The organism is Vibrio sp. A11 (assembly GCF_013048705.1).
Lineage (GTDB): Bacteria > Pseudomonadota > Gammaproteobacteria > Enterobacterales > Vibrionaceae > Vibrio > Vibrio metschnikovii.
Genome location: NZ_VHSI01000008.1, coordinates 1 through 23167, shown reverse-complemented (window position 1 = coordinate 23167; position 23167 = coordinate 1). Strand labels below are relative to the sequence as shown.

The window sequence follows — 23167 nt, the reverse complement described above, 5'->3', positions numbered from 1 at the left end:
ATTGTTATAACAATATTTATCTTATCAGAGCAAGTGAAGAATCAATAAAAAAGGCTTACCGTGGTAAGCCTTGATGAATTTTGTAGCCTGATGCTGAAATTAATTCATGCCGTATTTTTTCAGTTTCTTACGAAGAGTGCCGCGGTTGATACCCATCATGGTTGCTGCGCGAGTTTGGTTACCGCGAGTGTATTGCATGATGATGTCTAATAGTGGCTGTTCAACTTCGGCTAGAACTAATTCGTAGAGTTCAGTCACTTCCTGACCATTTAACTGGGCAAGGTAGTTTTTAAGAGACGCTTTAACGGAGTCGCGCAATGGTTTTTGCGTGATTTGATCTTGTGAAGTTACGGTAGTTACGGTTAAAGCTTCTGAAGTCAGATTTTGTTCGAACATATTCGGTCTAGCTCTTCTCTTAATTATGATGCAACGTTATCAAAATAACCTTCAAGTGCTTCTATCTGCAGCGGAGCTGCTTCAAGGGCATTGAAGATACGGCGAAACTCACTGGCTTGTTCATGTTCTTTTAGGTACCAGCCTACATGCTTACGCACAATTCTAGGACCTAAATACTCACCATAAAACTGATGGAGAGCGTGCACATGACCAAGCAAAATGTCTTTTACTTCCTGAGCCGGAAGTTCAGGCATGGTGGTACCGCTTTCCAAATAGTGTTGGATTTCCTGAAAAATCCATGGACGACCTTGGGCAGGTCGACCAATCATTAAAGCGTCAGCACCGGTATAATCCAGCACCTGTTTCGCTTTTTGCGGAGAATCAATGTCTCCGTTCGCGATGACAGGAATGCTGATCGCCTGTTTAACGGCTTTAATACTGTCGTATTCTGCCTCTCCTTTGTACATACAAGTACGAGTTCGCCCATGAAGCGCAAACGCCTGTATGCCGCAGTTTTCGGCTAATTGAGCGATATAAACACAGTTTTTATTGTCTGTGTCCCAGCCCGTTCGGGTTTTGAGGGTGACAGGAACCTTGACTGCATCGACGACCGCTTTAAGAATGTGTTCAACCACATCCGGATAACGGAGTAATGCAGAACCCGCGAGCTTTTTATTCACTTTTTTTGCAGGACAGCCCATATTGATATCGATGATTTGCGCACCGTTTTCAACACTGAACTGTGCTGCTTCTGCCATCTGCTGTGGATCGCTACCTGCAATTTGTACTGAGCGAATGCCCGATTCGCCTTGATGCACCATGCGGTTTTTCGATTTATCGGTTTTCCATAGTGCGGGATTGGAGGACATCATTTCGCTGACAGCCATTCCTGCACCATAACGGAGACACAACTCACGAAACGGCCTATCGGTGACTCCAGCCATCGGAGCCACGATGAGGTTATTGTTAAGTTGATGATTTCCGATTTTCAAAACGTCTTCACAGCTTCATACCAGTAAGGGCGCGCATTTTACGCATTTTTTTACGGTGTGAAAAGACTAATATTTGAGCATTGGGCAATTGTTTTTGTAAATTGCCCATATTTCAATCAATTAACTGATAAACTCTTCATTAATCTTGCTTGCGGCCAGTGATCCGACACCACTCTTCTTGCTCAATAATTGGGTCTATGTCTAATTGATCACGATAATAGGTCGCCACGTCTTCGGCTTGTGTGTTCAGCACACCAGACATTGCCAACAGACCACCTGGTTTAATTAAGCTTTTAATTACCGCAGAAAGCTCACGTAATGGGCCCGCTAAAATATTGGCAACGAGGACATCAGCGACTAAATTCTCTGGTTGATTTTGCGGTAGGTAAACCTCAATTTTATCGGCGACGCCATTGCGCTCAGCATTGTCTCTGGATGCTTGCAGTGCTTGCGGATCGATATCAATACCGATCACTTTCGCGGCACCGAGTTTAATCGCAGCAATCGCAAGAATACCGGAGCCACAGCCAAAGTCGATCACGGTTTTTCCGCTCAGATCGAGTGAATCAAGCCATTGTAAGCACAGTGCGGTTGTTGGGTGTGTACCGGTACCAAACGCTAAGCCTGGGTCAAGTAGCACATTGACGGCGTTAGGATCGGGGATGTCGCGCCAGCTTGGGCAGATCCATAACCGTTCACCAAACTTCATCGGATGGAAATTATCCATCCATTCCCGCTCCCAATCTTTGTCTTCTATTTGCTCGATTTTATACGAGAAGTCGTCGGCAAGGAGTTGGCTGTCACGGATTTGAGCAAGGATACTTGGAGTATCGACTTCGGCGTCATACAAGGCTAATAGGTCAGTATCGCCCCACAAACGAGTCTCACCCGGTAGCGGTTCAAAGACTGGGGTATCTTTTGCATCGAGTAAGGTCACCGATAAAGCACCGGTTTCTTCCATTAACATATCGCTGATCGCTTCAGCATTTTCATTAGTAGCATTCAGTTTGATTTGAATCCAAGGCATGGCATGGGCTCTCTTTTATTCGCGGTTATTGGCGCAGAGTTTAGCAGGTTTGTCGGCTCGCTTCCTACCTGAAGTTATCTCGACGGAAAGGACGGGATTGATGAGCATCCTACGAGGGGAGATAAGAGGGTGGTAGCCTGCAAAAAAAAATGCCCACCGAAGTGGGCATGATAGCAATTGAGGCGCGAGGCTATTATTTCATACCGAGTTTCTTCTCAAGATAGTGGATGTTGGTGCCACCATTTTGGAAGTTTTCGTCATTCATGATGATTTCTTGCAAAGGAATATTGGTTTTAATCCCTTCAATAATCATTTCATCGAGTGCATTACGCATGCGGGCTAGCGCGACATTACGGTTTTCACCATAGGTGATCAGTTTGCCGACCATCGAATCGTAGTAAGGCGGTACGGTATAACCTGCGTAAATGTGCGATTCCCAACGAACGCCCATGCCACCTGGAGAATGGAAACGAGTGATCGTCCCCGGAGATGGCAAGAATCGCTCCGGATCTTCAGCGTTAATACGACATTCGACGGCATGGCCGCGGATCTTAATATCGTCTTGCGTAAAGGAGAGTGGTTGGCCAGCGGCAATACGTAATTGCTCTTTGATCAAATCAACCCCAGTGATCATTTCGGTTACGGGATGTTCAACCTGAATTCGGGTGTTCATTTCAATGAAGTAGAACTCGCCGTTTTCATACAGAAACTCAAAAGTACCAGCGCCGCGATAGCCAATTTCAATACAAGCACGCGTACAGCGTTCACCAATGTATTTACGTACTTCTTCATTGATGCCCGGTGCTGGCGCTTCTTCGACCACTTTTTGGTGACGACGTTGCATTGAGCAATCGCGTTCACCAAGATGAATCGCATTACCTTGACCATCGGCCAGTACTTGAACCTCAATATGACGTGGGTTTTCGAGGAATTTCTCCATATAAACCATGTCATTATTAAAGGCACCTTTGGCTTCTGCACGAGTCATGTTGATCGCGGTGATCAACTCGGCTTCTGAGCGTACCACGCGCATGCCTCGACCGCCGCCGCCGCCAGAGGCTTTGATGATCACGGGATAGCCGATGCGTTTCGCGTGGGCTTTATTTTTTGCTTCGTCACCATCGAGAGGACCATCCGAGCCAGGTACGCAAGGTACGCCGGCTTTTTTCATGGCGTTAATGGCTGATACTTTATCACCCATTAAGCGGATGGTTTCTGCTCTTGGGCCGACAAAGATAAAGCCACTGCGCTCGACTTGCTCAGCAAAGTCGGCATTTTCAGACAGAAATCCGTAACCGGGATGAATGGCAACCGCCCCCGTCACTTCTGCGGCAGAAATAATGCGTGGGATATTGAGGTAGCTATCGATGCCTTTTGCTGGGCCGATACAGACCGTTTCATCCGCGAGGAGAACGTGTTTTAGGTCACGGTCTGCGGTGGAGTGAACCGCGACCGTTTTAATCCCTAATTCTTTACAAGCGCGAAGAATACGAAGCGCAATTTCGCCTCGGTTCGCGATAACTAATTTATCTAGCATAACCATTGGCCTCGATTATTCGATGACGACAAGAGGTTGATCAAATTCAACGGGTTGACCATCTTCGACAAGAATTGCGGTAACGACGCCAGATTTATCTGCTTCGATTTGGTTCATCATTTTCATCGCTTCAACGATACACAAGGTATCACCCGCGGAAACACTTTGGCCGACTTCAATAAAGCTTTTTGACTCTGGGCTTGGTGAGCGGTAGAAGGTACCAACCATTGGTGACAATACTTGATGACCCGTTGGCACTTTGGCGACAGGAGCCGCTTCAGCCGTTGCAACGGGAGCCGCTACGGGTGCAGCGACAGGAGCAGCCGGTGCTGCAGCATAATGAACTTGAGTGGTTGGAGCTGGGCTATGACGGCTGATGCGTACCGACTCTTCGCCTTCAGAGATTTCTAACTCAGAAATGCCAGACTCTTCCACTAATTCAATCAATTTCTTTATTTTGCGAATATCCATTGGTTCTTTCTCTTTTATCTTGTGAGTAAGACAGCCCTATTAGGACTGTAGAATGTTGTGCGTTACTTTGTTTGCAGTGCGTGAATCGCTGCCAACAGAGCAAATTCATAGCCTTGTGCACCTAGACCACAGATCACGCCTTGTGCCTTATCAGACAAATAGGAATGATGACGAAACGGTTCGCGTGCATGCACGTTAGAGAGATGCACTTCGATAAATGGTATAGCGACACCCAGTAAAGCATCACGGAGTGCCACACTGGTATGGGTAAAAGCGGCTGGATTGATAATGATGAAATCCACCTTATTGTGCGCTTGGTGAATCGCTTCAATCAATTCATACTCACGGTTCGATTGCAGGTGATCTAACGCTACATCGGCCTGTGCCGCTTGTTGGCGCAACTTATCGATGATCTGGTTGAGTGTTTGTGCGCCGTAATGTTCCGGTTCACGTAAACCCAGCAGGTTTAAGTTTGGACCATTAAGGACAAGAATGCGTAATTTCGCGGTCATTATGTAGCTATCGTCCTCTATCGTGAGATGTAACCTGATAATTTCATATTATGGCACTTTCGACCTACTTTTTTTGTCAAAAGTTCGCTGTTTTTATGAAATTGACCACGATTATAGCTAATTCGTCGCAAATGGCAGCAATTTACTGGTCTAATGACTATGGCGGGTGTTTTTTGAACGACTATTGTTAGTCAAGGCTAGCTTTAAGAGGGGGAAGCTTGAGGCCCTAGAACTAAGATTCTAGGTTCGAGGAAAGGTAGGTAATAGGAACATAAAACTAAGATCCTAGGGCTTAGCCCTAGAACCTCACGGATTGTTCTTTTACAACTGCGCTTGTTCAGCAATCAACTTATCGACCACGCTTGGATCGGCAAGCGTTGAGGTATCGCCTAAGTTGCTAGTATCTCCAGTGGCAATTTTACGTAAAATACGGCGCATGATTTTACCTGAGCGAGTTTTCGGCAGCGAGTCGGTCCAATGCAGTACATCTGGGGTGGCGATGGGGCCAATCTCTTTACGCACCCAATCTTTGACTTCTTTGTGTAGCTCAGCGCTAGGGTAGACGCCATGATTAAGGGTAATGTAAGCGTAGATCGCTTGCCCTTTAATATCGTGTGGGATGCCCACAATCGCCGCTTCGGCAATTTTATCAAACGCAACTAGGGCCGATTCGATCTCTGCGGTACCCATTCGGTGGCCAGATACGTTTAAGACATCATCGACTCGTCCGGTTATCCAGTAATAGCCATCTTCATCACGACGTGCGCCATCGCTAGTAAAGTACATACCTTGGAAAGTAGAAAAGTAGGTTTGTTCAAAGCGTTCATGATCGCCGTAGACGGTGCGCATTTGCCCAGGCCATGAATCGAGGATCACTAAGTTACCTTCACTTGCGCCCTCGATAAGGTTACCCATATTGTCGACTAATGCGGGTTGAACACCAAAGAAGGGACGTGTAGCTGAACCCGGTTTTAAAGCGGTCGCGCCAGGTAGAGGACTGATCAGAATGCCGCCTGTTTCCGTTTGCCACCAAGTATCGACAATCGGAGATTGCTCGTTACCAATCGTTTTGTAATACCACTGCCAAGCTTCAGGGTTAATCGGTTCACCCACCGAGCCCATGATGCGTAAGCTGCTACGGTGCGTCCCTTTAATGGCCTCATCACCTTTTGCCATCAAAGCCCGAATCGCGGTTGGTGCAGTATAAAGGATATTGACTTGGTGTTTATCGACCACTTGGCTCATACGGTTAGTGTCGGGATAATTTGGCACACCCTCAAATAAAAGGGTTTTGGCACCATTGGCTAATGGACCATAGAGGAGATAAGTGTGTCCAGTTATCCAACCCACATCGGCGGTGCACCAGAAAGTTTCTTGGGGCTGATAATCAAAGATGTATTTAAAGGTCATCGCCGCATACACCAAATAGCCACCAGTGGTATGCAATACACCTTTTGGTTTTCCTGTCGAGCCTGACGTATAGAGAATAAATAGTGGATCTTCGGCTTTCATCTCTTCGGCTGGGCAGTGTTCAGAGACGCTAGCCATGGCTTCATGCCACCAGACATCTCGATGTTCGTGCCAGTCGACTTGACCGCCGGTGCGTTGGAAAACAATCACCTTATTAATGGTTTTAATCTCAGGATGAGTCAGCGCTTCATCGACGTTTTTCTTCAAGGGGACAGCGCGGCCAGCTCGCACGCCTTCGTCGGCGGTGATCACTAAGGTGGCATCGGAGTCGATGATCCGTCCAGAGAGGGCTTCCGGCGAAAATCCGCCAAAAACGACAGTATGTACGGCCCCAATTCGGGTACAGGCTAACATCGCCACAGCCGCTTCCGGTACCATGGGCATGTATAAACACACCACATCGCCTTTACGTACTCCTTGAGCTTTTAATACGTTAGCAAATCGGCAAACTTGTTGATGGAGCTGACGATAAGTCAGGGTGGTATCATTCGCGGGATCGTCGCCTTCCCAAATAATGGCAACCTGATCGCCACGCTCTGCTAAATGACGGTCAAGGCAGTTTGCCGAGACATTCAAGGTGCCATCTTCAAACCAACGAATGTCAACGTGTCCGGTATCAAACGAGGTGTTTTTCACTACGCTGAAGGGTTTTATCCAATCAACAATTTTGCCATGTTCACGCCAGAATCCTTCCGGATCGGTAACCGATTGTTGATACATAGCGAGATAAGTGTCGTTGTCGGCATGGGTACACGCTTTGACACTCTCTTTGACCGGATAAATATGGGCATCACTCATGACTAACTCTCCTTGTGTAAGCGGTAAATTCCCTTGTGCTCTGAGACCAACTTGAGGATCCGTGCTGTCGTTTGATCAAAGCGCTTTAACTGGCTGGTTGAACATCATTAATGGGAAGCTTTTTATGCCTTTAACTGTTAGTCACCAGCAAGATTTACACAATTAGACTTTAGGATGAGGCCTCGATTAGCTAAGAGCTGGGCTGTGCTGATAAGGGCTTTTTAGCTTCGGTAATCCGCCTTTACTGAGGCGCACAAAAACTAATGCAGCGGTAATCGCATCTTGCAAGGCATCGTGCTTGTCTTGCATTGGCAAGTCGAGATGATGGCAAATCGCCGCGAGGCTTAGATCAAAGTAGGCATTGGGTAACTGTTTTTCCAACTGTTGATGATAAAGCTGGCTGACTTCGATTAATGGATTAGGTAGTGGAAAGCCCAGTTGTTTACGACAGGCGATATCAAGAATCGTTTTATCATAACGAATGTGATAACCGACCAATGGACGATTACCGATAAACGCGAGCAACTGTTGTAAGGCTTGCTGCTCCGACAAACCATTAGCGAGATCTTGATGACGTAACTGATGAATGCGCACCGAACCCGAATCTAAGGACGTTGGAGCGGCGAGACGAATATGGAAAGCCTGGCTGGTAAGAATTCGATTGTCGATGATTTTTGTTGCGGCAATACTGACTAGCTCGGCACGTTGTGGATCAAGGCTGGTGGTTTCACAGTCTAAAGAGATCAGTTCGGTTTTGAGGGGCGCGGTAAACAGATCTTGATAAGGTGACCCCGCTAATTTGTGGTGCCAATAATATCTCGCCAGCCAGTTCATTAGCGTTACTCCCTAATTTGGTAATGATAACTCAACCATTGCTTAAACTTTTTCACGACATGCAGGCTGTGACGCAGTAAGTCTCTTTCAGTGCGATCGAGCTGACCAAGCTGAATATGATTGGCGTGATGTTGGTTAGTGATTTGTTGCGCTAGGCGCAATTTTAAAAACAGCTTTAACGCTTCTCTTAGGTTATCAGCGGTCTGTTTTTCTAATGCCTGTTGTGCCTGCAGTGCTTCAATGCGTTGAAAGGTATTCGTGCTGCTGATCTGATATTCAAGACTTAGCGCCCGCACGCCATGAACAATAGGAAAAATCCCCCCTTTCTTAATGTCCAAGCCGGATTTACTCGATTTAAGGTGGCCAAATAAGGTCAGGGGTAGCGAAAAATTCAGTGCTGGACGAGTAAACTCAGCCAACACCGCATATTGCCCGTAGATGCGGGTCTGTAAATGGTGTTTTACTGGTGCGAGTAAGGCTTTATTTCCTGCTACTGGGTAGGCATCAGCAAAGATAGCGAGGTTGAGCATGTGCTCGGGTCGCCTTGTCTGAATCCAATGGCTGATGGTCGTTTGCCAATCGGTTTGTGATTGTACCCAGTCAGGATTATTGACCATGACTTTACCCGGACAGAGCGGGTAGCCAAGCTGGACTAAAGTGTGGGTGAGCGTTTCTAGCCATGGTGTAGAGTGAGACCATTGAGCTTCATCGGCGATGATTAATGCATTGTCTTGATCGGTTTTGAGGATCTGCTCACCGCGCCCTTCTGAGCCTAAGACGACAAAGCAGCACTGCTGTTGCGCTTCACTGGGTACGATCAGTTGGAAGGCTTTTTCGATGATCTGCTCATTAACTGCCGCGATCAGTTCCATGATAAAGCGCGTTCTTATTCCTCGGTTGAGTAGGCTTTCGACCAGTTGCTGCTGCTTGTTCGCCGCAAAAGCCAACTCATCAATGCTCGTGGCGCGAGCAATGGTGAGCGTTAAAACGTGGGAGTGGGTCGAAAAAGCACTTAAGATTTGGACCATCGATAAAATACCCACGGCTTTACGTCCTTCACAGACCACCAAGCGTTTGACCTTGTGCCTCGTCATGCTGATCATTGCGTTAAACAGGAAATCGCCTTGTTGGATATGCAGGATGGGAGAGGTGGCTATCTCGCCGACTTCAGTCTGTTGTGTATGACCTTCTAACATAATTGCATGTAAAAGATTACTGCGGGTAACGATGCCATAGGGGGGAGTATCTGAGGAGTCTGCGCGTCGGTCACCGATAGGCCATTCGACTAAGGCCGCATCCACGCGGCGACTTTTCATCTCTTGAGTGACTTCAGCTAAGGTCTGATCGGGTTTGACCAACGTTGGCGCAAGGTAGAGCTCAGGTTCTATTTTGGTCAGAATAAACTCAGCCAGATTTTTCTGCTGCTGGGCGACTTCAATCAGCTCTTGACGCTTGGCCAAGTTGGTTTCGAAATACGCCGAAAATTGGCGATTTTCACGGCACAGAGCCAGAAAAACTTTTTTGGGTAGCAAATAACTTAAGGTGTCTTCTAGTGCGACGTATTGATGCTTGGCGGAGGTTTCAAACAGAGCTCGCACGTCAAACATATCTTCATTAGTGTAGTGAGCATAGAGCGTTTTACCGTCCACTGAGCGCTCTTCTACCGTGCCTTTGATCAGAATCCACAGTTGATGACACGCTTGTCCCTGTTGGATCAACACGTCGTGCTCACGATAGTAAGCAATATCTAAAGCGGCGCGCAATCGCTGTTGTTGGGCCTCGGTTAAGCTGCTAAAGGGAGGCGAGAGCATGTTAAATTTGTCCGGCATAGTTAACTCACCTTGATAAGTGGGATGCTTGCTCTTTGTTCTGTCTGCTTTACGACGCGAATCAATCCGCCGCACTTATCGATAAGTGTGGCTGCTTTTCTTAAGCTCTCCAGACGACTTTGGTCTAATGTTGGTGCAATCGAATTGGCGATAATCGATGGACTATCGACAGTTATCTGTTTTTCTCCTCTGAGATTCTAGGGTCTGTTTATCTTTCGTGGTTAAATTTTGTTCGAGATAAAAGTGTTTTAATCGCGGCGAGAGGTTTGTAGCCTAGTTATTCTAGGCAAAACACCTCCCAACAAAGAGTAAAACACTTTTAGCCGAACCCTTCGGGCAGCGTTTGTGGCTCCTTTCTACGGCGTTATCGGCTTCTCAGGTAGAGTAACTACATATCAAAGCCTCTGCCTTGTATAAAGCAGCCACAAACTGCTGCAAAAATCAGCTCGAAAGATAAACAGACCCTAATCATTGACCGCTTAGCGTTCGTCAAACAACAGGGAAATCGACAAGGCGATGAAAGATCCCTTTTTAGTTTTAGGGACTTATTGCATAATCGCCGGTTATTATCGGTGTCTGATGTGCTTTCTCTGTGGGTGATGTTCAGTGCGGTTAGCGGCGAGTGACGCGTTGGCAGGGACCCTGTGCTTTGGGCGATGAATTATTTAGGATCTGTTATGTTGAACCCTTCCCCTTTTGGGTGGATATCCCAATACTTTATTGGTTTCTTTTTTGCTTACGGGGTTTATTTACCGTTTTGGTCATTGTGGTTTGCCGATCAAGGTGTGTCGGCGACGGATATTGGCGTATTAGTCGGGATTGGTTTTGCAACCCGTTGTGTGGCGAATTTACTGTTTACACCACGGATCCATAAAGTCGAACATTTGTTACCTGCTTTACGTTGGCTCAGTTTAGCGGCGTTATTATTTATCGCGTTTCACTTTTTTACTGGCGGCAGTTTTTGGCTAATGGCCTTGGCAACGGTGTTATTTAACCTCTGTTGTGGGCCGATTGTTCCGCTTTCTGATGCGATGGCTAATTTTTACGCGAAACATCAATTACTTGATTACGGTCGTTCTCGTTTATGGGGATCGGTGGCTTTTATTGCCGGGTCGACAGTAGTTGGCTATTTGGTGGCGTTATACGGCAGTAGCATGATTCTCTATACCGCCTTATTTGGTGCGGCAATCACTTTGCTGTTCAGTCTGCGTAACCCGCAGGTGATGCCTGTTACTGAAAGTCACGCTCACGCTGTGCGCCCTAAATTAACGCAGTTACTGCGTGAATTACCTGTGATTAAGTTTTTGTTATTGATGGCTTTGATTCAAGGCAGCCACGCCGCTTACTACAGTTTTAGTGCGATTCACTGGAAGCAAGCTGGGCACTCGGAAGCGATCATCGGCTATTTATGGAGCTTGGGGGTAGTCGCTGAGGTTCTGGTGTTCGCCTTAAGTAAGCGTTTATTTGCCGGATGGAGTCTACGAGCGTTGTTCGTGGTGGCCGCCCTAGGGGGCATGTTGCGTTGGGGACTGACCGCTTCGACAACGGCGATCATCGCGTTAGTCGCGATTCAACTGCTGCATGGCGTCACGTTTGCGATGGCGCATATTGCCGCGATTCAATATATTCAGCATTCGCCTCAAAATAAAATGGTGGCTTTACAAGCGCTGTATAACGCTATTCCTCTTGGTGCGGTTATTGCGTTGCTAACCACGCTCAGTGGCTGGGGATACGATCACTTTGGTGCGGGAGTGTTTTGGGTCATGGCAGCAATGGGTGGGGTAGCACTATTGATTAAGGTTGAGTTACCGAGTTCAGCCTTACAAGATGGACAAGCGGTTAAAGCTGAGCCTGAAGCACAGAATTGATGCTCAGTGATTGAGTTGTGAGCGAATCCTTTGTTAAATAACCTCTCCTTAAGGAGAGGTTTTTTTAGGCGCAGAAAAAAGGATTCCTAATGCATGGATGGATCGTAATCCCAGTTTCGCTGATGTATTTAGGCGTACTCTTTTTGATTGCGTGGTATGGCGATAGACAAACGCGCTGGTTAGCGCACTGGCGGCCTTGGATTTACAGTCTATCGATTGCGGTGTATTGCACGTCATGGACCTTTTATGGCACGGTCGGTCAAGCCAGTGCCAATCCTTGGTCTTTTTTACCTATCTATCTTGCACCGATGCTGGTGTTTATTTTTGGTTGGCGGGTATTAGCACGGCTGATCTTGATTGCTAAACGTGAGCACATTACCTCGATTGCCGATTTTATCGGTGCACGTTACGGCAAGTCGCAAGGGTTAGCCGTCACGGTGACCTTAATCGCGGTTGCCGGAATATTGCCTTATATCGCTTTGCAGTTACGTGGCATCATCATGGGACTGAATGTGGTTGCTCCGGATTTGTACGCTCAATTTGGCTATCAAGATGACCATATTTCTTGGTTTGTGGTTTTGGCGTTGGCGTTATTTACCATGTTGTTTGGTACGCGCCATATTGATAATACCGAGCATCATCGTGGCATGATGATGGCCATTGCGTTTGAATCGATAGTGAAATTGGTGGCCTTTTTGGCGGTGGGCTTGTTTGTTGGTTATGTGATTTTTTCGGATCACGCCATCGACGTGTTGGCGATTGCCGAGCAAACGTATCAAGCCCCCAATTGGCCGACATTATTGGTCCATACTCTGTTAACCATGCTGGCGATTATCTGCCTACCACGCCAATTTCATACCATGGTGGTAGAAAATGAGCGACCGCAAGATTTGCACACCGCCCGCTGGCTTTTTCCTCTGTATTTAATGTTGATGGGGCTATTTGTTTTACCGATAGCTTGGGTTGGTCAAGCGCTACTACCTAATGCTCCTGCCGATACGTTAGTGCTGAGTATTCCTATGCACGTCGGGGCTGAGCAGATTGCCTTATTGGCTTTTTTAGGCGGTACTTCGGCTGCGTCGGGGATGGTGATTGTATCGACGATAGCGTTGGCGATCATGGTTTCGAATGATCTTGTTATGCCTCTGTTGTTACGCCGCATGCGCTTAACACATCGTAACCACCGTCATTTCTCTGGTTTATTGGTGATTATTCGTCGCACCCTGATTTTATTATTGCTATTGGGCGCGTGGGGATTTTATCTTGCCCTCGATAGCATTCCTTCTCTGTCTGCGATTGGCTTTCTTTCTTTTTCGGCGATTACCCAATTTGCCCCAGCTTTGCTTGGCGGAATGTACTGGCGAGATGGCAATCGCAAAGGCGTTTATGTGGGGTTAGCGGTTGGGTTCACCTTGTGGCTTATCACTCTCATGAGCGCAACACAAATGCTCGCTGGGGATGCGCAAAATAACGTTTTATTATGGTTGATCACTCCGCCCTCATGGTTATATGAGCTGGGAATGAGTCGCGTCGATTGGGGAATGCTACTCAGCGTATCACTCAATACGCTGTGTTATGTTGTCGTATCGTTAGTGACTCGCTCAAGCTTAAGTGAGCGCTTACAAGCGGCTTCATTTATTGGCACGCCACTGCCTGAAAATGAAAACATGAGCCTCTACCAAAGTCGGGTTACGGTGGCTGAGTTAGAAATGCTTGCGGCGCGTTTTGTCGGACGTTCCCGGGTGCGCAGTGCTTTTGCTCAGTTTTGGGCTCAGCAAAACGTCAGTTTAATGCCTAATCAACAAGCGCCCGCAGGATTGATTCGCCATACAGAACGTGTGCTAGCGGGGGTTTTTGGTGCTTCTTCGGCTAAGTTAGTCCTGACTTCGGCGCTACAGGGCCGAAAAATGCAGTTGGAAGAAGTGGCGACCATCGTTGATGAAGCCTCTGAGCTGTATGATTTTAGTCGGGGTTTGCTACAAGGCGCGATTGAGCATATCGGACAAGGGATTGCGGTAGTCGATAAACAGCTTAGGCTAGTGGCTTGGAACCAACGTTATTTAGAGTTGTTTCATTTTCCTGCAGGGTTAATCCAAGTTGGGCGGCCGATTGCCGATATTATTCGTCATAATGCTCAACAGGGATTATGTGGGCCGGGTGATCCTGAAGATCATGTTCGAAAGCGCGTCGAGTATTTACAACAAGGTTCAAGGCATACCTCATCTAGAATGCGCAGTGATGGGCGAGTGATTGAAGTGCAAGGCAATCCGATGCCCGGTGGTGGGTTTGTGATGAGCTTTAGTGATATCACGGTGTTTCGCAATGCTGAACGTAACTTAAAAGAGGCCAACGAACACTTGGAAGAGCGAGTGGTTGAGCGGACGCGAGAGTTAGAAAAACTAAACCAACAGTTGGTTGTCGCCACTCAAAAAGCAGAGCGTGAATCACAATCGAAATCGCGTTTCTTAGCCGCGGTGAGCCATGATTTAATGCAGCCATTAAATGCGGCTCGTTTATTTGCATCGTCTTTATCTGAAGTGGCTAAAGAGCAAGAGTCTCAACGGTTAGCGCATCATATCGAAAGCGCACTTAGCGCTGCGGAAGATTTAATTGGTGATTTACTGGATATCTCACGTTTAGAGTCGGGTAAGTTAGATATTCATCAGCATACGTTTCCAATCCATAGCATGTTAACTCATTTACAGGCCGAGTTTAGTGCGTTGGCTAAGCAGCAGCAGGTACAATTTCATATGGTGCCTTCTTCGTTATATGTTCAGTCGGATCCGAAGTTACTGCGTCGCGTCATTCAAAATTTTCTCACTAATGCTTTTCGCTATAGTCCGCAAGGGCGAGTCGTACTTGGGGTGCGTCGCAGTCAAACCATGGTGCGTATTGAAGTATGGGATAACGGTTTTGGGATTGCTGAAGATAAACAGCAGGAAATTTTTGAAGAGTTTAATCGCGGTGGGCAGATTCGTTCTGATCAAGGTCTCGGCTTAGGTTTAGCGATATCAAAAGGCATTGCTCAGGCATTAGATCATGCTATTACCATGCGTTCTTGGCCAGGCAAAGGCAGCGTTTTTTCGCTTACTTTACCTCGTTCGCAAGCGATCTCTGTACCAACGCCTAGGCTGAAAGCGACGGAAACGTTATCTGATCTGAGCTATCTGCGAGTGTTATGCGTTGATAATGAGCCGGATATTTTAGTCGGGATGCGACAATTATTAGAGCGTTGGGGCTGTGAGGTAAAAACCGCCGTTGATTTGTTGTCAAGCTTGCAAGCATTAGAACAGCAATGGGTTCCTGATGTTATTTTATCCGACTATCGACTCGATCATGGCCGAACCGGCTTAGAAGTTTTGCAACAGTGCCGCTTAAGGTTAGGCGATTGTTTTTTTGGGGTGATCATCAGTGCTGATCGTAACCCAGACATTGTCGAAGGCATTCAAGCTGGAGGTTTTAGTTTTATGGCTAAGCCAATCAAACCTTTGAAATTGCGTGCTTTATTGAATCAGTGCCGATAAATCATCCTACCCCTGAGTCGTCGGGGGTAGGATGAGTTGACGGAGCGCTCGCGCTACTGGTCGCTATTGATCGTTAATGGCCAACCAATGTCGGTTTGACGGTTAGCTTCCAGTTCCAATTCACTACGAGTGAGCGGATTGTCTTGTAACCACTGTTGATTGATGGTTAACGTTAAATTATCGCCTTGCGCCTCAAGCTGCACTTCAGGCTCTAAGGCCGGATGACGTCGGTGGCTGAGCAGCACCGCCAAACGCAACAAACGTAATAAGCGTTTTCCCGTGGTTCCAGAAAGAGCATGTTGCTCGGGTAGTGAGGTCAGTTGTTCTCGGTAACGACGGGTGAGCTCGGCTAAATATTGTTTTTGCGCACGGGTGTAACCGGGTAAATCGAGATGTTGTAGCAAGTACGCGCTGTGCTCGCCCCCTTTGCGAAAATCAATCGCTAAACCAATTTCATGCAATTGTGCAGCACTGCGTAATAACATTTCCGCTTGTGGTTCAGGAGCCCAGCTCTCTCCGCCACACTGGGCAAGCAGTCGACTGGCGAGAGTGGCCACCTGTTGAGCGTATTGACGGTCAATCTGATAGCGTTTTTGGATGCTTTGAATGGTGCGAGCGCGGATGTCCTCTTGACGAAGAGTCTCGACCATCTCATAGACTAACCCTTCACGTAATGCGCCACCGGCCAGTGTCATGGCTTCAATATTGAGTGACTCAAAAATAGCGATTAAGATCGATAAGCCGCTCGGAAAGACTAAAGCACGTTCTAAAGTTAAACCTTCAATATCCAATTCTTCAAGGTGATCCGCTAGCATCGCCTGCTTTTGCAAGCGTTTGAGTTTCGGGAGGGTGATGATCTCATCCATCCCTTGCGCCAACATGATCTCTTGTAGCGCTTGAACGGTACCACTGGCTCCGACGCAGACATTCCAACCCAATTGGCGATAAGTATCCAAGATGGGGTCTAGCATTTGCTTTGCCGCATAAATGGCATTGTTAAAGTTACTGGTATTGAGTTGGCGATCTTTAAAATGTCGCTCTAACCACGTAACACAGCCCATTTTTAAGCTGGTTAACGCATTAGCTTCAAACCCTTCACCAATAATCAACTCTGTGCTAGCACCACCAATATCAACCACTAATCGCCGACCCATACCTCCAGAGGTATGAGCTACACCTTTATAAATGGTTGCCGCTTCTTCTTCTCCGGTAATAACTTCGATAGGGTGACCTAAAATGGCATTTGCTTTTTGCAAGAATTGCTCAGCATTGATTGCCGTGCGTAGCGTCGCGGTACCGACAATCTTAATATGTGGCGCAGGAATATCTTGTAGGCGCTCGGCAAACAAACTTAAACAATCCCAGCCACGCTGCATCGCTTCTTGACTTAATGCATTCTGTTCATCCAATCCAGCAGCTAAGCGAACCTTGCGTTTAATTTTCGCTAGGGTTTGCACACTGCCATCGACGTGACGAACCACCAACATATGAAAGCTGTTAGAACCTAGGTCGATAGCCGCATAGAGCGGTGAAGAAGTGTGGTGACTCATAGATAAATTACGAATCCTTTTTCGGTCGTGGTGCACGTGGACGACGTTGTGGCTTTCGGTTACCTGAACGTGATCCTGTGGTGTTAGTCCGACGTTGCTGCGATGAAGAACGCAGAGTTAATGGCTTGGGTAAATCGGTCAATAGCGCGGTTGGATCGTAATCCGACATCGGAATCGAGTGCTCAATATACTCTTCAATCGCAGGTAGATTGACGGCGTACTCTTCACAGGCAAAACTGATCGAAGAACCACTTTCTCCCGCTCGACCTGTTCGGCCAATACGGTGGACATAATCTTCGCTATCGTCAGGTAAATCATAGTTAAAAACATGAGTCACTAAAGGAATATGCAATCCACGAGCAGCAACATCGGTAGCGACCAAAATGTCCAATTCACCTTGGGTAAATTGTTCTAAGATACGTTCACGTTTTTTCTGAGGTACATCACCTGTCAGTAGACCCACTCGATGTCCGTCAGCGGCTAAACTTCCCCAAACCTGTTCACAGCGATGTTTAGTATTGGCAAAAACAATCGCTTTATCTGGCCATTCTTCTTCAATAATGGTTTGTAAAAGGGCCATTTTATGTTCATTTGAAGGGTAGAACAGCTCTTCTTTAATGCGGTGGCCGGTTTTTTGGGTCGCTTCCACGACCACATGCTCTGGATTATGCATGTGCTCAAAGGCCAGTTCCTGAACACGATAAGACAACGTGGCAGAAAAGAGCATATTGAGACGTTCTTTAGGCTCGGGCATACGGCGGAATAAGAAACGGATATCTTTAATAAAGCCTAAATCAAACATCCGATCGGCTTCGTCCAACACAACGGCTTGAATATGGTTAAGGTTGAACGCTTTTTGTTTATAGAAATCGATGATACGTCCGGTGGTACCGATTAATACATCGACGCCTTCTTGAATTTTAGCCAGTTGCTTATCGTAGCTTTCACCACCATACGCTAGCGCAGTTTTTATGCCCGTAGTTGCAATTAATGATTCTGCATCGTTATAAATTTGAATCGCTAATTCACGCGTCGGGGCCATGATGATGGCGCGAGGCTGATTAGGTTTTCGTCCTTCCGCTTCAGGGGTCGTCAGTAAGTGATTGAAGGTAGCAGTAAGAAACGCAAGGGTTTTACCAGTGCCCGTTTGGGCCTGGCCTGCAATGTCTTGGCCGGTGAGCAGGACCGGCAACGCCAAGGCTTGGATCGGGGTACAATATTCAAACCCTTTTTTATCCAATCCTTCAATGACTTGCGGGTGTAAACCGAAGTCGGCGAACTTTTGCTCTGTGATGTGTGTCTTTTTCATTACTATAGAATATCAGCTTACACTTGCAATACGGAAGTAAATACATTCCAATAGAGCATCTAATTTACTGGTTGTTATGCAATCAGTTCAGAAAAACACATTGGAGTGGAAGATGAGTGATAAAATTTTGCAGCTTTCTGATGAAAGTTTTGAGAACGATGTGATCAAAGCTGCAGGCCCGGTTCTAGTCGATTTTTGGGCAGAATGGTGCGGACCATGTAAAATGATCGCCCCGATTCTTGATGAAATCGCTGAAGAGTACCAAGGCAAACTCACTATCGGTAAATTGAATATCGACCACAATGCAGGAACGCCACCTAAGTTCGGTATTCGCGGTATTCCTACCCTTCTTTTATTCAAAGATGGTAGTGTTGCAGCAACTAAAGTTGGCGCGTTGTCTAAAACTCAATTGAAAGAGTTTTTGGACGCCAATCTGTAGCGCAAAGTGTAAAACCGCACCTCACGTGCGGTTTTCTTTTGCAAAAAACATTTTCTAGACTACGCTTATTTTTAGTGTTAGTTTATCGCACGTTAATTAAACAAGTGTTCACTTCTTGGTCAATCCTGAGACCAAATCCATCTTAACTAGAAAATAGATCCTATTTTGACTAAACAAGTATCCACCACAATGAATCTAACAGAATTGAAGAGCAGACCTGTGTCTGATCTTGTGAAACTTGGTGAGAGCCTAGGCCTTGAAAACCTCGCGCGTCTAAGAAAACAAGACATCATCTTCGCTATCCTTAAAGCACATGCAAAAGGCGGTGAAGATATTTTTGGCGACGGGGTCTTGGAAATTCTTCAAGACGGTTTTGGTTTCTTACGCAGTGCAGACAGCTCCTACTTGGCTGGCCCTGACGACATCTATGTGTCACCGAGCCAAATTCGTCGCTTTAACTTGCGCACGGGTGACTCGATTGCTGGGAAAATCCGTCCACCCAAAGAAGGTGAACGTTACTTCGCACTGCTTAAAGTGAACACGGTTAACCACGACAAACCTGACAACGCCCGCAACAAAATTCTTTTCGAAAACTTAACACCTTTACACGCTAATGAACGCATGGTGATGGAACGTGGTAATGGTTCTACGGAAGACATTACTGCTCGAGTTCTTGATCTTGCCGCTCCGATTGGTAAAGGACAGCGTGGTTTGATTGTTGCTCCGCCAAAAGCGGGTAAGACCATGTTATTGCAAAATATTGCCCAGAGTATTGCTAACAATCACCCTGAGTGTGTTTTGATGGTATTACTGATTGATGAACGCCCAGAAGAAGTCACGGAAATGCAACGCCTTGTTAAAGGTGAAGTGATTGCTTCTACCTTTGATGAACCAGCATCGCGTCACGTACAAGTGGCTGATATGGTAATCGAAAAAGCCAAGCGTTTGGTTGAGCATAAAAAAGATGTCGTTATCTTACTCGACTCCATTACCCGTTTAGCTCGTGCTTACAATACGGTTGTCCCTTCATCAGGTAAAGTACTGACGGGTGGTGTTGACGCTAACGCTTTGCATCGTCCTAAACGTTTCTTTGGTGCCGCGCGTAATGTTGAAGAGGGAGGCAGCTTAACCATTATTGCTACCGCTCTTGTCGATACAGGCTCAAAAATGGATGAAGTGATTTACGAAGAATTTAAAGGGACAGGTAACATGGAACTGCACCTTAATCGTAAAATTGCTGAAAAACGCGTCTTCCCAGCGATAGATTTTAACCGTTCAGGTACGCGCCGCGAAGAGTTGCTCACGAAGACGGATGAGCTGCAAAAAATGTGGATTCTACGTAAGATTGTTCATCCAATGGGTGAAACTGATGCGATGGAATTCCTGATTGATAAGTTGGCCATGACCAAAACCAACGATGAATTCTTTGATGCGATGCGCCGTCAATAAAGTGAAGTAAAATCCTCTAAAACACCACACTATTAGACTATTAGCGTGGTGTTTTTTTTTGGAAAAATCCAACCTCGTACGTTGATTTTAACTAAATAGACAAAGAGATGGTGGAAAGAGCGCTGAAATAAAGCGCTTTTTTGTTATACTAAGTTCAAGGTAATCAACGACAAGAAAGCTTATGAATTTTAAGGATTTACGTGATTTTATTGACTATCTTGAACAGCGTGGTGAGTTAAAACGCGTTGCTCATCCGGTTGATCCTCATTATGAAATGACCGAAATCAGTGACCGTACACTGCGAGCGGGCGGACCAGCGCTGTTATTTGAAAATCCAATTGGCTATGACTTGCCAGTATTGACCAATTTATTTGGTACACCCGAACGTGTTGCCATGGGGATGGGCCGAGAAAGTGTACAGGATTTGCGTGAGGTTGGTAAATTGCTCGCTTATCTTAAAGAGCCTGAGCCTCCGCGTGGTTTTAAAGATGCCTTAGATAAGCTGCCCGTTTTCCGGCAAGTACTTAATATGCCCGTTAAGCGTTTACGAAAAGCACCATGCCAACAAATCATCTGGCAGGGTGAACAGGTTAATTTAGATAATATTCCGGTAATGAGCTGTTGGCCTAATGACGTTGCTCCTTTATTAACTTGGGGGTTAACTATTACTCGTGGCCCCAATAAAAAACGTCAGAACTTAGGCATTTACCGTCAACAAAAAATTGCTAAAAATAAAGTTATTATGCGTTGGTTAGCGCATCGTGGTGGTGCACTCGATCTGCGAGATTGGATGGAAACACATCCGGGAGAGCCTTTCCCTATTTCGGTCGCTTTTGGCGCTGATCCTGCAACGATTCTTGGTGCGGTTACTCCGGTGCCTGATACGCTATCTGAATATGCTTTTGCTGGTTTATTACGTGGTAGCAAAACAGAAGTGGTTAAATCGGTGAGTAATGACTTAGAGGTCCCTGCGAGTGCTGAAATTGTCCTTGAAGGTTATATTGACCCTAATGAGTTTGCTGACGAAGGACCTTATGGTGACCATACCGGTTATTACAATGAAGTTGAGCGTCATCACGTCTTTACGGTTACTCATGTAACCATGCGCCAACAACCGATTTATCACAGTACTTACACCGGGCGCCCACCTGATGAGCCTGCCGTGCTAGGGGTTGCATTAAATGAGGTGTTTGTCCCGATACTACAAAAACAGTTTCCTGAAATTGTTGATTTCTATTTGCCTCCGGAAGGTTGCTCGTATCGCATGGCGATAGTCACGATTAAAAAACAATATCCAGGTCATGCTAAGCGAGTAATGATGGGAGTTTGGTCGTTTCTCCGTCAATTTATGTATACGAAGTTTGTGATTGTCTGTGATGAAAGCGTTGATGCTCGAAATTGGTCGTCGGTCATTCAAGCGATGTGTGAGCATATGGATCCGGTTCGCGACAGTTTGATGATTGAAAACACCCCCATCGATTCGCTAGATTTTGCTTCGCCGGTGGTGGGGTTGGGTTCTAAAATGGGCTTAGATGCTACTCGTAAATGGCCAGCAGAATCAGTCAGTGATAAACCCAATCCATCCAATACCTTTGCATCGTTAACAGAACAAGACATTGCGGTTTTTAAAGAACAGTATCCACAAGTGATCGATCTGTATTTGCCTGAAAGTGCTCACAATCAATTTGCGCTCGTGGCAATGGAAAAAGTCCAAGCTGGACAATCTCAACGGATACTTGAAGCGGTATGGCAGTTTTTATCTCAGTTTGCTCACGTTAAATTTGTGGTACTTTGTGATGATGATGTTAATGTTCGTGATTGGAATGATGTTATCTGGGCGATTACCACCCGTATGGATCCTGCACGTGATACGGTGAGCGATAAGAATCACAATGCCTTTGTCAGTCAGTTAGGTTTCGATGCCACTAATAAATTTGCTGGAGAAGTCGAGCGTGAATGGGGGACTCCGATTAAGAAGGATCCTCAGTTAGTTGCTAAAGTCGATCAAATGTGGCCTTTGTTAAAGATTGATTAACCTATCGCCTGCGTATTTGTCAGGTCTGGTTATCAAACATTCATTATTTTTATCGGTGAAGTCAGTCATCACCTCAGCAAGGATGCCTACCAAGAAAAGGTCGCTGGGGTAAAAGGTTACTGGCTCAGTCTTTTTACGTCATATAGCACTTACTTTGGTTAAGTAAGGAAGAGGAAGTCATGACCATTCAATGTAAAGTGAAGTTGATTCAGCCTTTGGCCAATCATACCTATCAGATTTTACTGCAACCGACTACACCAGTTGCTTTTAAAGCCGGCCAGTACCTTATGGTGGTAATGGGTGAAAAAGATAAGCGGCCTTTCTCAATAGCCAGTAGTCCATGCCGTGATAATGGAGAGCTGGAACTTCATATTGGCGCGGCCGAACATAATGCTTACGCACAGGAAGTGGTGCAGGTTATGCAACAAGCACTTGAACAGCAAGGCGAAGTAACGATCGACGCGCCTCACGGAGAGGCATGGTTACAAGAAGATGCGAAACGACCATTACTCTTGATCGCAGGCGGCACAGGATTTAGTTATGTTCGCTCGATTTTAGATCGCTGTCTAGCACTGGGCAATATCACACCGATTTATCTTTATTGGGGAGCCAGAGATGAAGCGCAGCTCTATGCTTTGCAAGAGCTACAAACGATAACAGATCAATATGCCCATGTTCACTTTGTTCCTGTTGTTGAAAAAGCACCGGCAGAATGGTCAGGCAAAATTGGCAATGTATTACAAGCGGTGATGGCAGATTTTGACTCATTAGCAGAATTTGATATCTATATAGCCGGTCGATTTGATATGGCGGGTGCAGCGAGAGATCAATTTACCCAACATAAACAAGCAATCAGCGAGCGGATGTTCGCCGATGCTTATGCGTTTATATGAGAAAAGACATCGATTGATTAAAACGCGTACAGTGATGTTCAATAATTGGTCGCTTGTGCGTTTTTTAAAGATATTTTGATAAAAAGCACTTGCCAAGCCAAACGAACTCCCTATAATGCGCCCTCACTGACACGGCAGACGCCACAAGGCTTCAGGCAGTGTTGGTTGAGGGAAAGCTTCTAAAAAAGAAAATTTGAAAAAGTGTTTGACTCTTCAAATTAACTCGCTAGAATT

Annotated in this window: 17 protein-coding genes; 6 read left to right on the top strand and 11 right to left on the bottom strand. The window is 46.2% G+C overall.

Features of this window, described 5'->3' with window-relative positions; all coding sequences use genetic code 11:
• Positions 1-99: 99 nt before the first annotated feature.
• The 9 genes from fis to FKQ60_RS09765 all read right to left on the bottom strand — a co-directional run bounded on the left by fis (position 100) and on the right by FKQ60_RS09765 (position 9866).
• On the bottom strand, positions 100-396 hold the full coding sequence (gene fis / locus FKQ60_RS09805; protein WP_004397332.1) for a DNA-binding transcriptional regulator Fis: 297 nt from the start codon (positions 394-396) through the stop codon (positions 100-102).
• Between the two features lie 23 nt (positions 397-419).
• Positions 420-1388, bottom strand: a complete 969-nt coding sequence (dusB, locus tag FKQ60_RS09800; RefSeq protein ID WP_158137708.1) for a tRNA dihydrouridine synthase DusB — start codon at positions 1386-1388, stop codon at positions 420-422.
• 139 nt (positions 1389-1527) lie between these two features.
• The gene (gene prmA / locus FKQ60_RS09795; RefSeq protein ID WP_004397330.1) at positions 1528-2415 is read right to left on the bottom strand and encodes a 50S ribosomal protein L11 methyltransferase; all 888 of its coding nucleotides are present in this window, start codon (positions 2413-2415) and stop codon (positions 1528-1530) included.
• A 193-nt stretch (positions 2416-2608) separates the two neighbouring features.
• Positions 2609-3952, bottom strand: coding sequence for an acetyl-CoA carboxylase biotin carboxylase subunit (accC, locus tag FKQ60_RS09790; protein ID WP_040905716.1), 1344 nt, complete (start codon positions 3950-3952; stop codon positions 2609-2611).
• 15 nt (positions 3953-3967) lie between these two features.
• A complete protein-coding gene (accB, locus tag FKQ60_RS09785) occupies positions 3968-4423 on the bottom strand; it encodes an acetyl-CoA carboxylase biotin carboxyl carrier protein (protein ID WP_154169385.1) in 456 nt (151 codons plus the stop codon).
• 62 nt (positions 4424-4485) lie between these two features.
• Positions 4486-4935: a type II 3-dehydroquinate dehydratase gene (aroQ, locus tag FKQ60_RS09780; RefSeq protein WP_158137709.1), complete on the bottom strand. Its 450-nt coding sequence runs from the start codon at positions 4933-4935 to the stop codon at positions 4486-4488.
• Between the two features lie 321 nt (positions 4936-5256).
• Positions 5257-7203 carry an acetate--CoA ligase gene (gene acs, locus FKQ60_RS09775; RefSeq protein ID WP_154169381.1) on the bottom strand — a complete coding sequence of 649 codons (1947 nt, stop codon included), beginning with the start codon at positions 7201-7203 and terminating at the stop codon, positions 5257-5259.
• Between the two features lie 186 nt (positions 7204-7389).
• Complete coding sequence (locus FKQ60_RS09770; RefSeq protein WP_158137710.1) at positions 7390-8037, bottom strand: 3'-5' exonuclease; 648 nt, start codon at positions 8035-8037, stop codon at positions 7390-7392.
• A gap of 5 nt (positions 8038-8042) precedes the next feature.
• Positions 8043-9866 carry a DUF294 nucleotidyltransferase-like domain-containing protein gene (locus FKQ60_RS09765; protein WP_170906401.1) on the bottom strand — a complete coding sequence of 608 codons (1824 nt, stop codon included), beginning with the start codon at positions 9864-9866 and terminating at the stop codon, positions 8043-8045.
• A gap of 677 nt (positions 9867-10543) precedes the next feature.
• On the opposite strand from FKQ60_RS09765, the gene FKQ60_RS09760 reads away from it, so the two are divergent.
• A complete protein-coding gene (locus FKQ60_RS09760; RefSeq protein WP_170906400.1) occupies positions 10544-11734 on the top strand; it encodes a 3-phenylpropionate MFS transporter in 1191 nt (396 codons plus the stop codon).
• Between the two features lie 89 nt (positions 11735-11823).
• Positions 11824-15258 carry a hybrid sensor histidine kinase/response regulator gene (locus tag FKQ60_RS09755; RefSeq protein WP_170906399.1) on the top strand — a complete coding sequence of 1145 codons (3435 nt, stop codon included), beginning with the start codon at positions 11824-11826 and terminating at the stop codon, positions 15256-15258.
• A gap of 53 nt (positions 15259-15311) precedes the next feature.
• Here FKQ60_RS09755 and gppA read toward each other — a convergent pair whose 3' ends face one another.
• Positions 15312-16808 (bottom strand): guanosine-5'-triphosphate,3'-diphosphate diphosphatase, encoded by a 1497-nt coding sequence (gene gppA / locus FKQ60_RS09750; RefSeq protein WP_154169375.1) that lies wholly within the window; start codon positions 16806-16808, stop codon positions 15312-15314.
• Positions 16809-16815: 7 nt separating this feature from the next.
• A complete protein-coding gene (rhlB, locus tag FKQ60_RS09745) occupies positions 16816-18117 on the bottom strand; it encodes an ATP-dependent RNA helicase RhlB (protein WP_004397313.1) in 1302 nt (433 codons plus the stop codon).
• A 112-nt stretch (positions 18118-18229) separates the two neighbouring features.
• Between rhlB and trxA the strand changes: the two genes are divergently transcribed.
• The 4 genes from trxA to fre all read left to right on the top strand — a co-directional run bounded on the left by trxA (position 18230) and on the right by fre (position 22933).
• Positions 18230-18556 carry a thioredoxin TrxA gene (gene trxA / locus FKQ60_RS09740; protein WP_004397310.1) on the top strand — a complete coding sequence of 109 codons (327 nt, stop codon included), beginning with the start codon at positions 18230-18232 and terminating at the stop codon, positions 18554-18556.
• A gap of 189 nt (positions 18557-18745) precedes the next feature.
• Positions 18746-20005: a transcription termination factor Rho gene (gene rho / locus FKQ60_RS09735; RefSeq protein WP_040905638.1), complete on the top strand. Its 1260-nt coding sequence runs from the start codon at positions 18746-18748 to the stop codon at positions 20003-20005.
• Between the two features lie 181 nt (positions 20006-20186).
• A complete protein-coding gene (gene ubiD, locus FKQ60_RS09730; RefSeq protein WP_170906398.1) occupies positions 20187-22040 on the top strand; it encodes a 4-hydroxy-3-polyprenylbenzoate decarboxylase in 1854 nt (617 codons plus the stop codon).
• Positions 22041-22219: 179 nt separating this feature from the next.
• On the top strand, positions 22220-22933 hold the full coding sequence (gene fre, locus FKQ60_RS09725; protein ID WP_154169373.1) for an NAD(P)H-flavin reductase: 714 nt from the start codon (positions 22220-22222) through the stop codon (positions 22931-22933).
• The last annotated feature ends 234 nt before the right edge of the window (positions 22934-23167 follow it).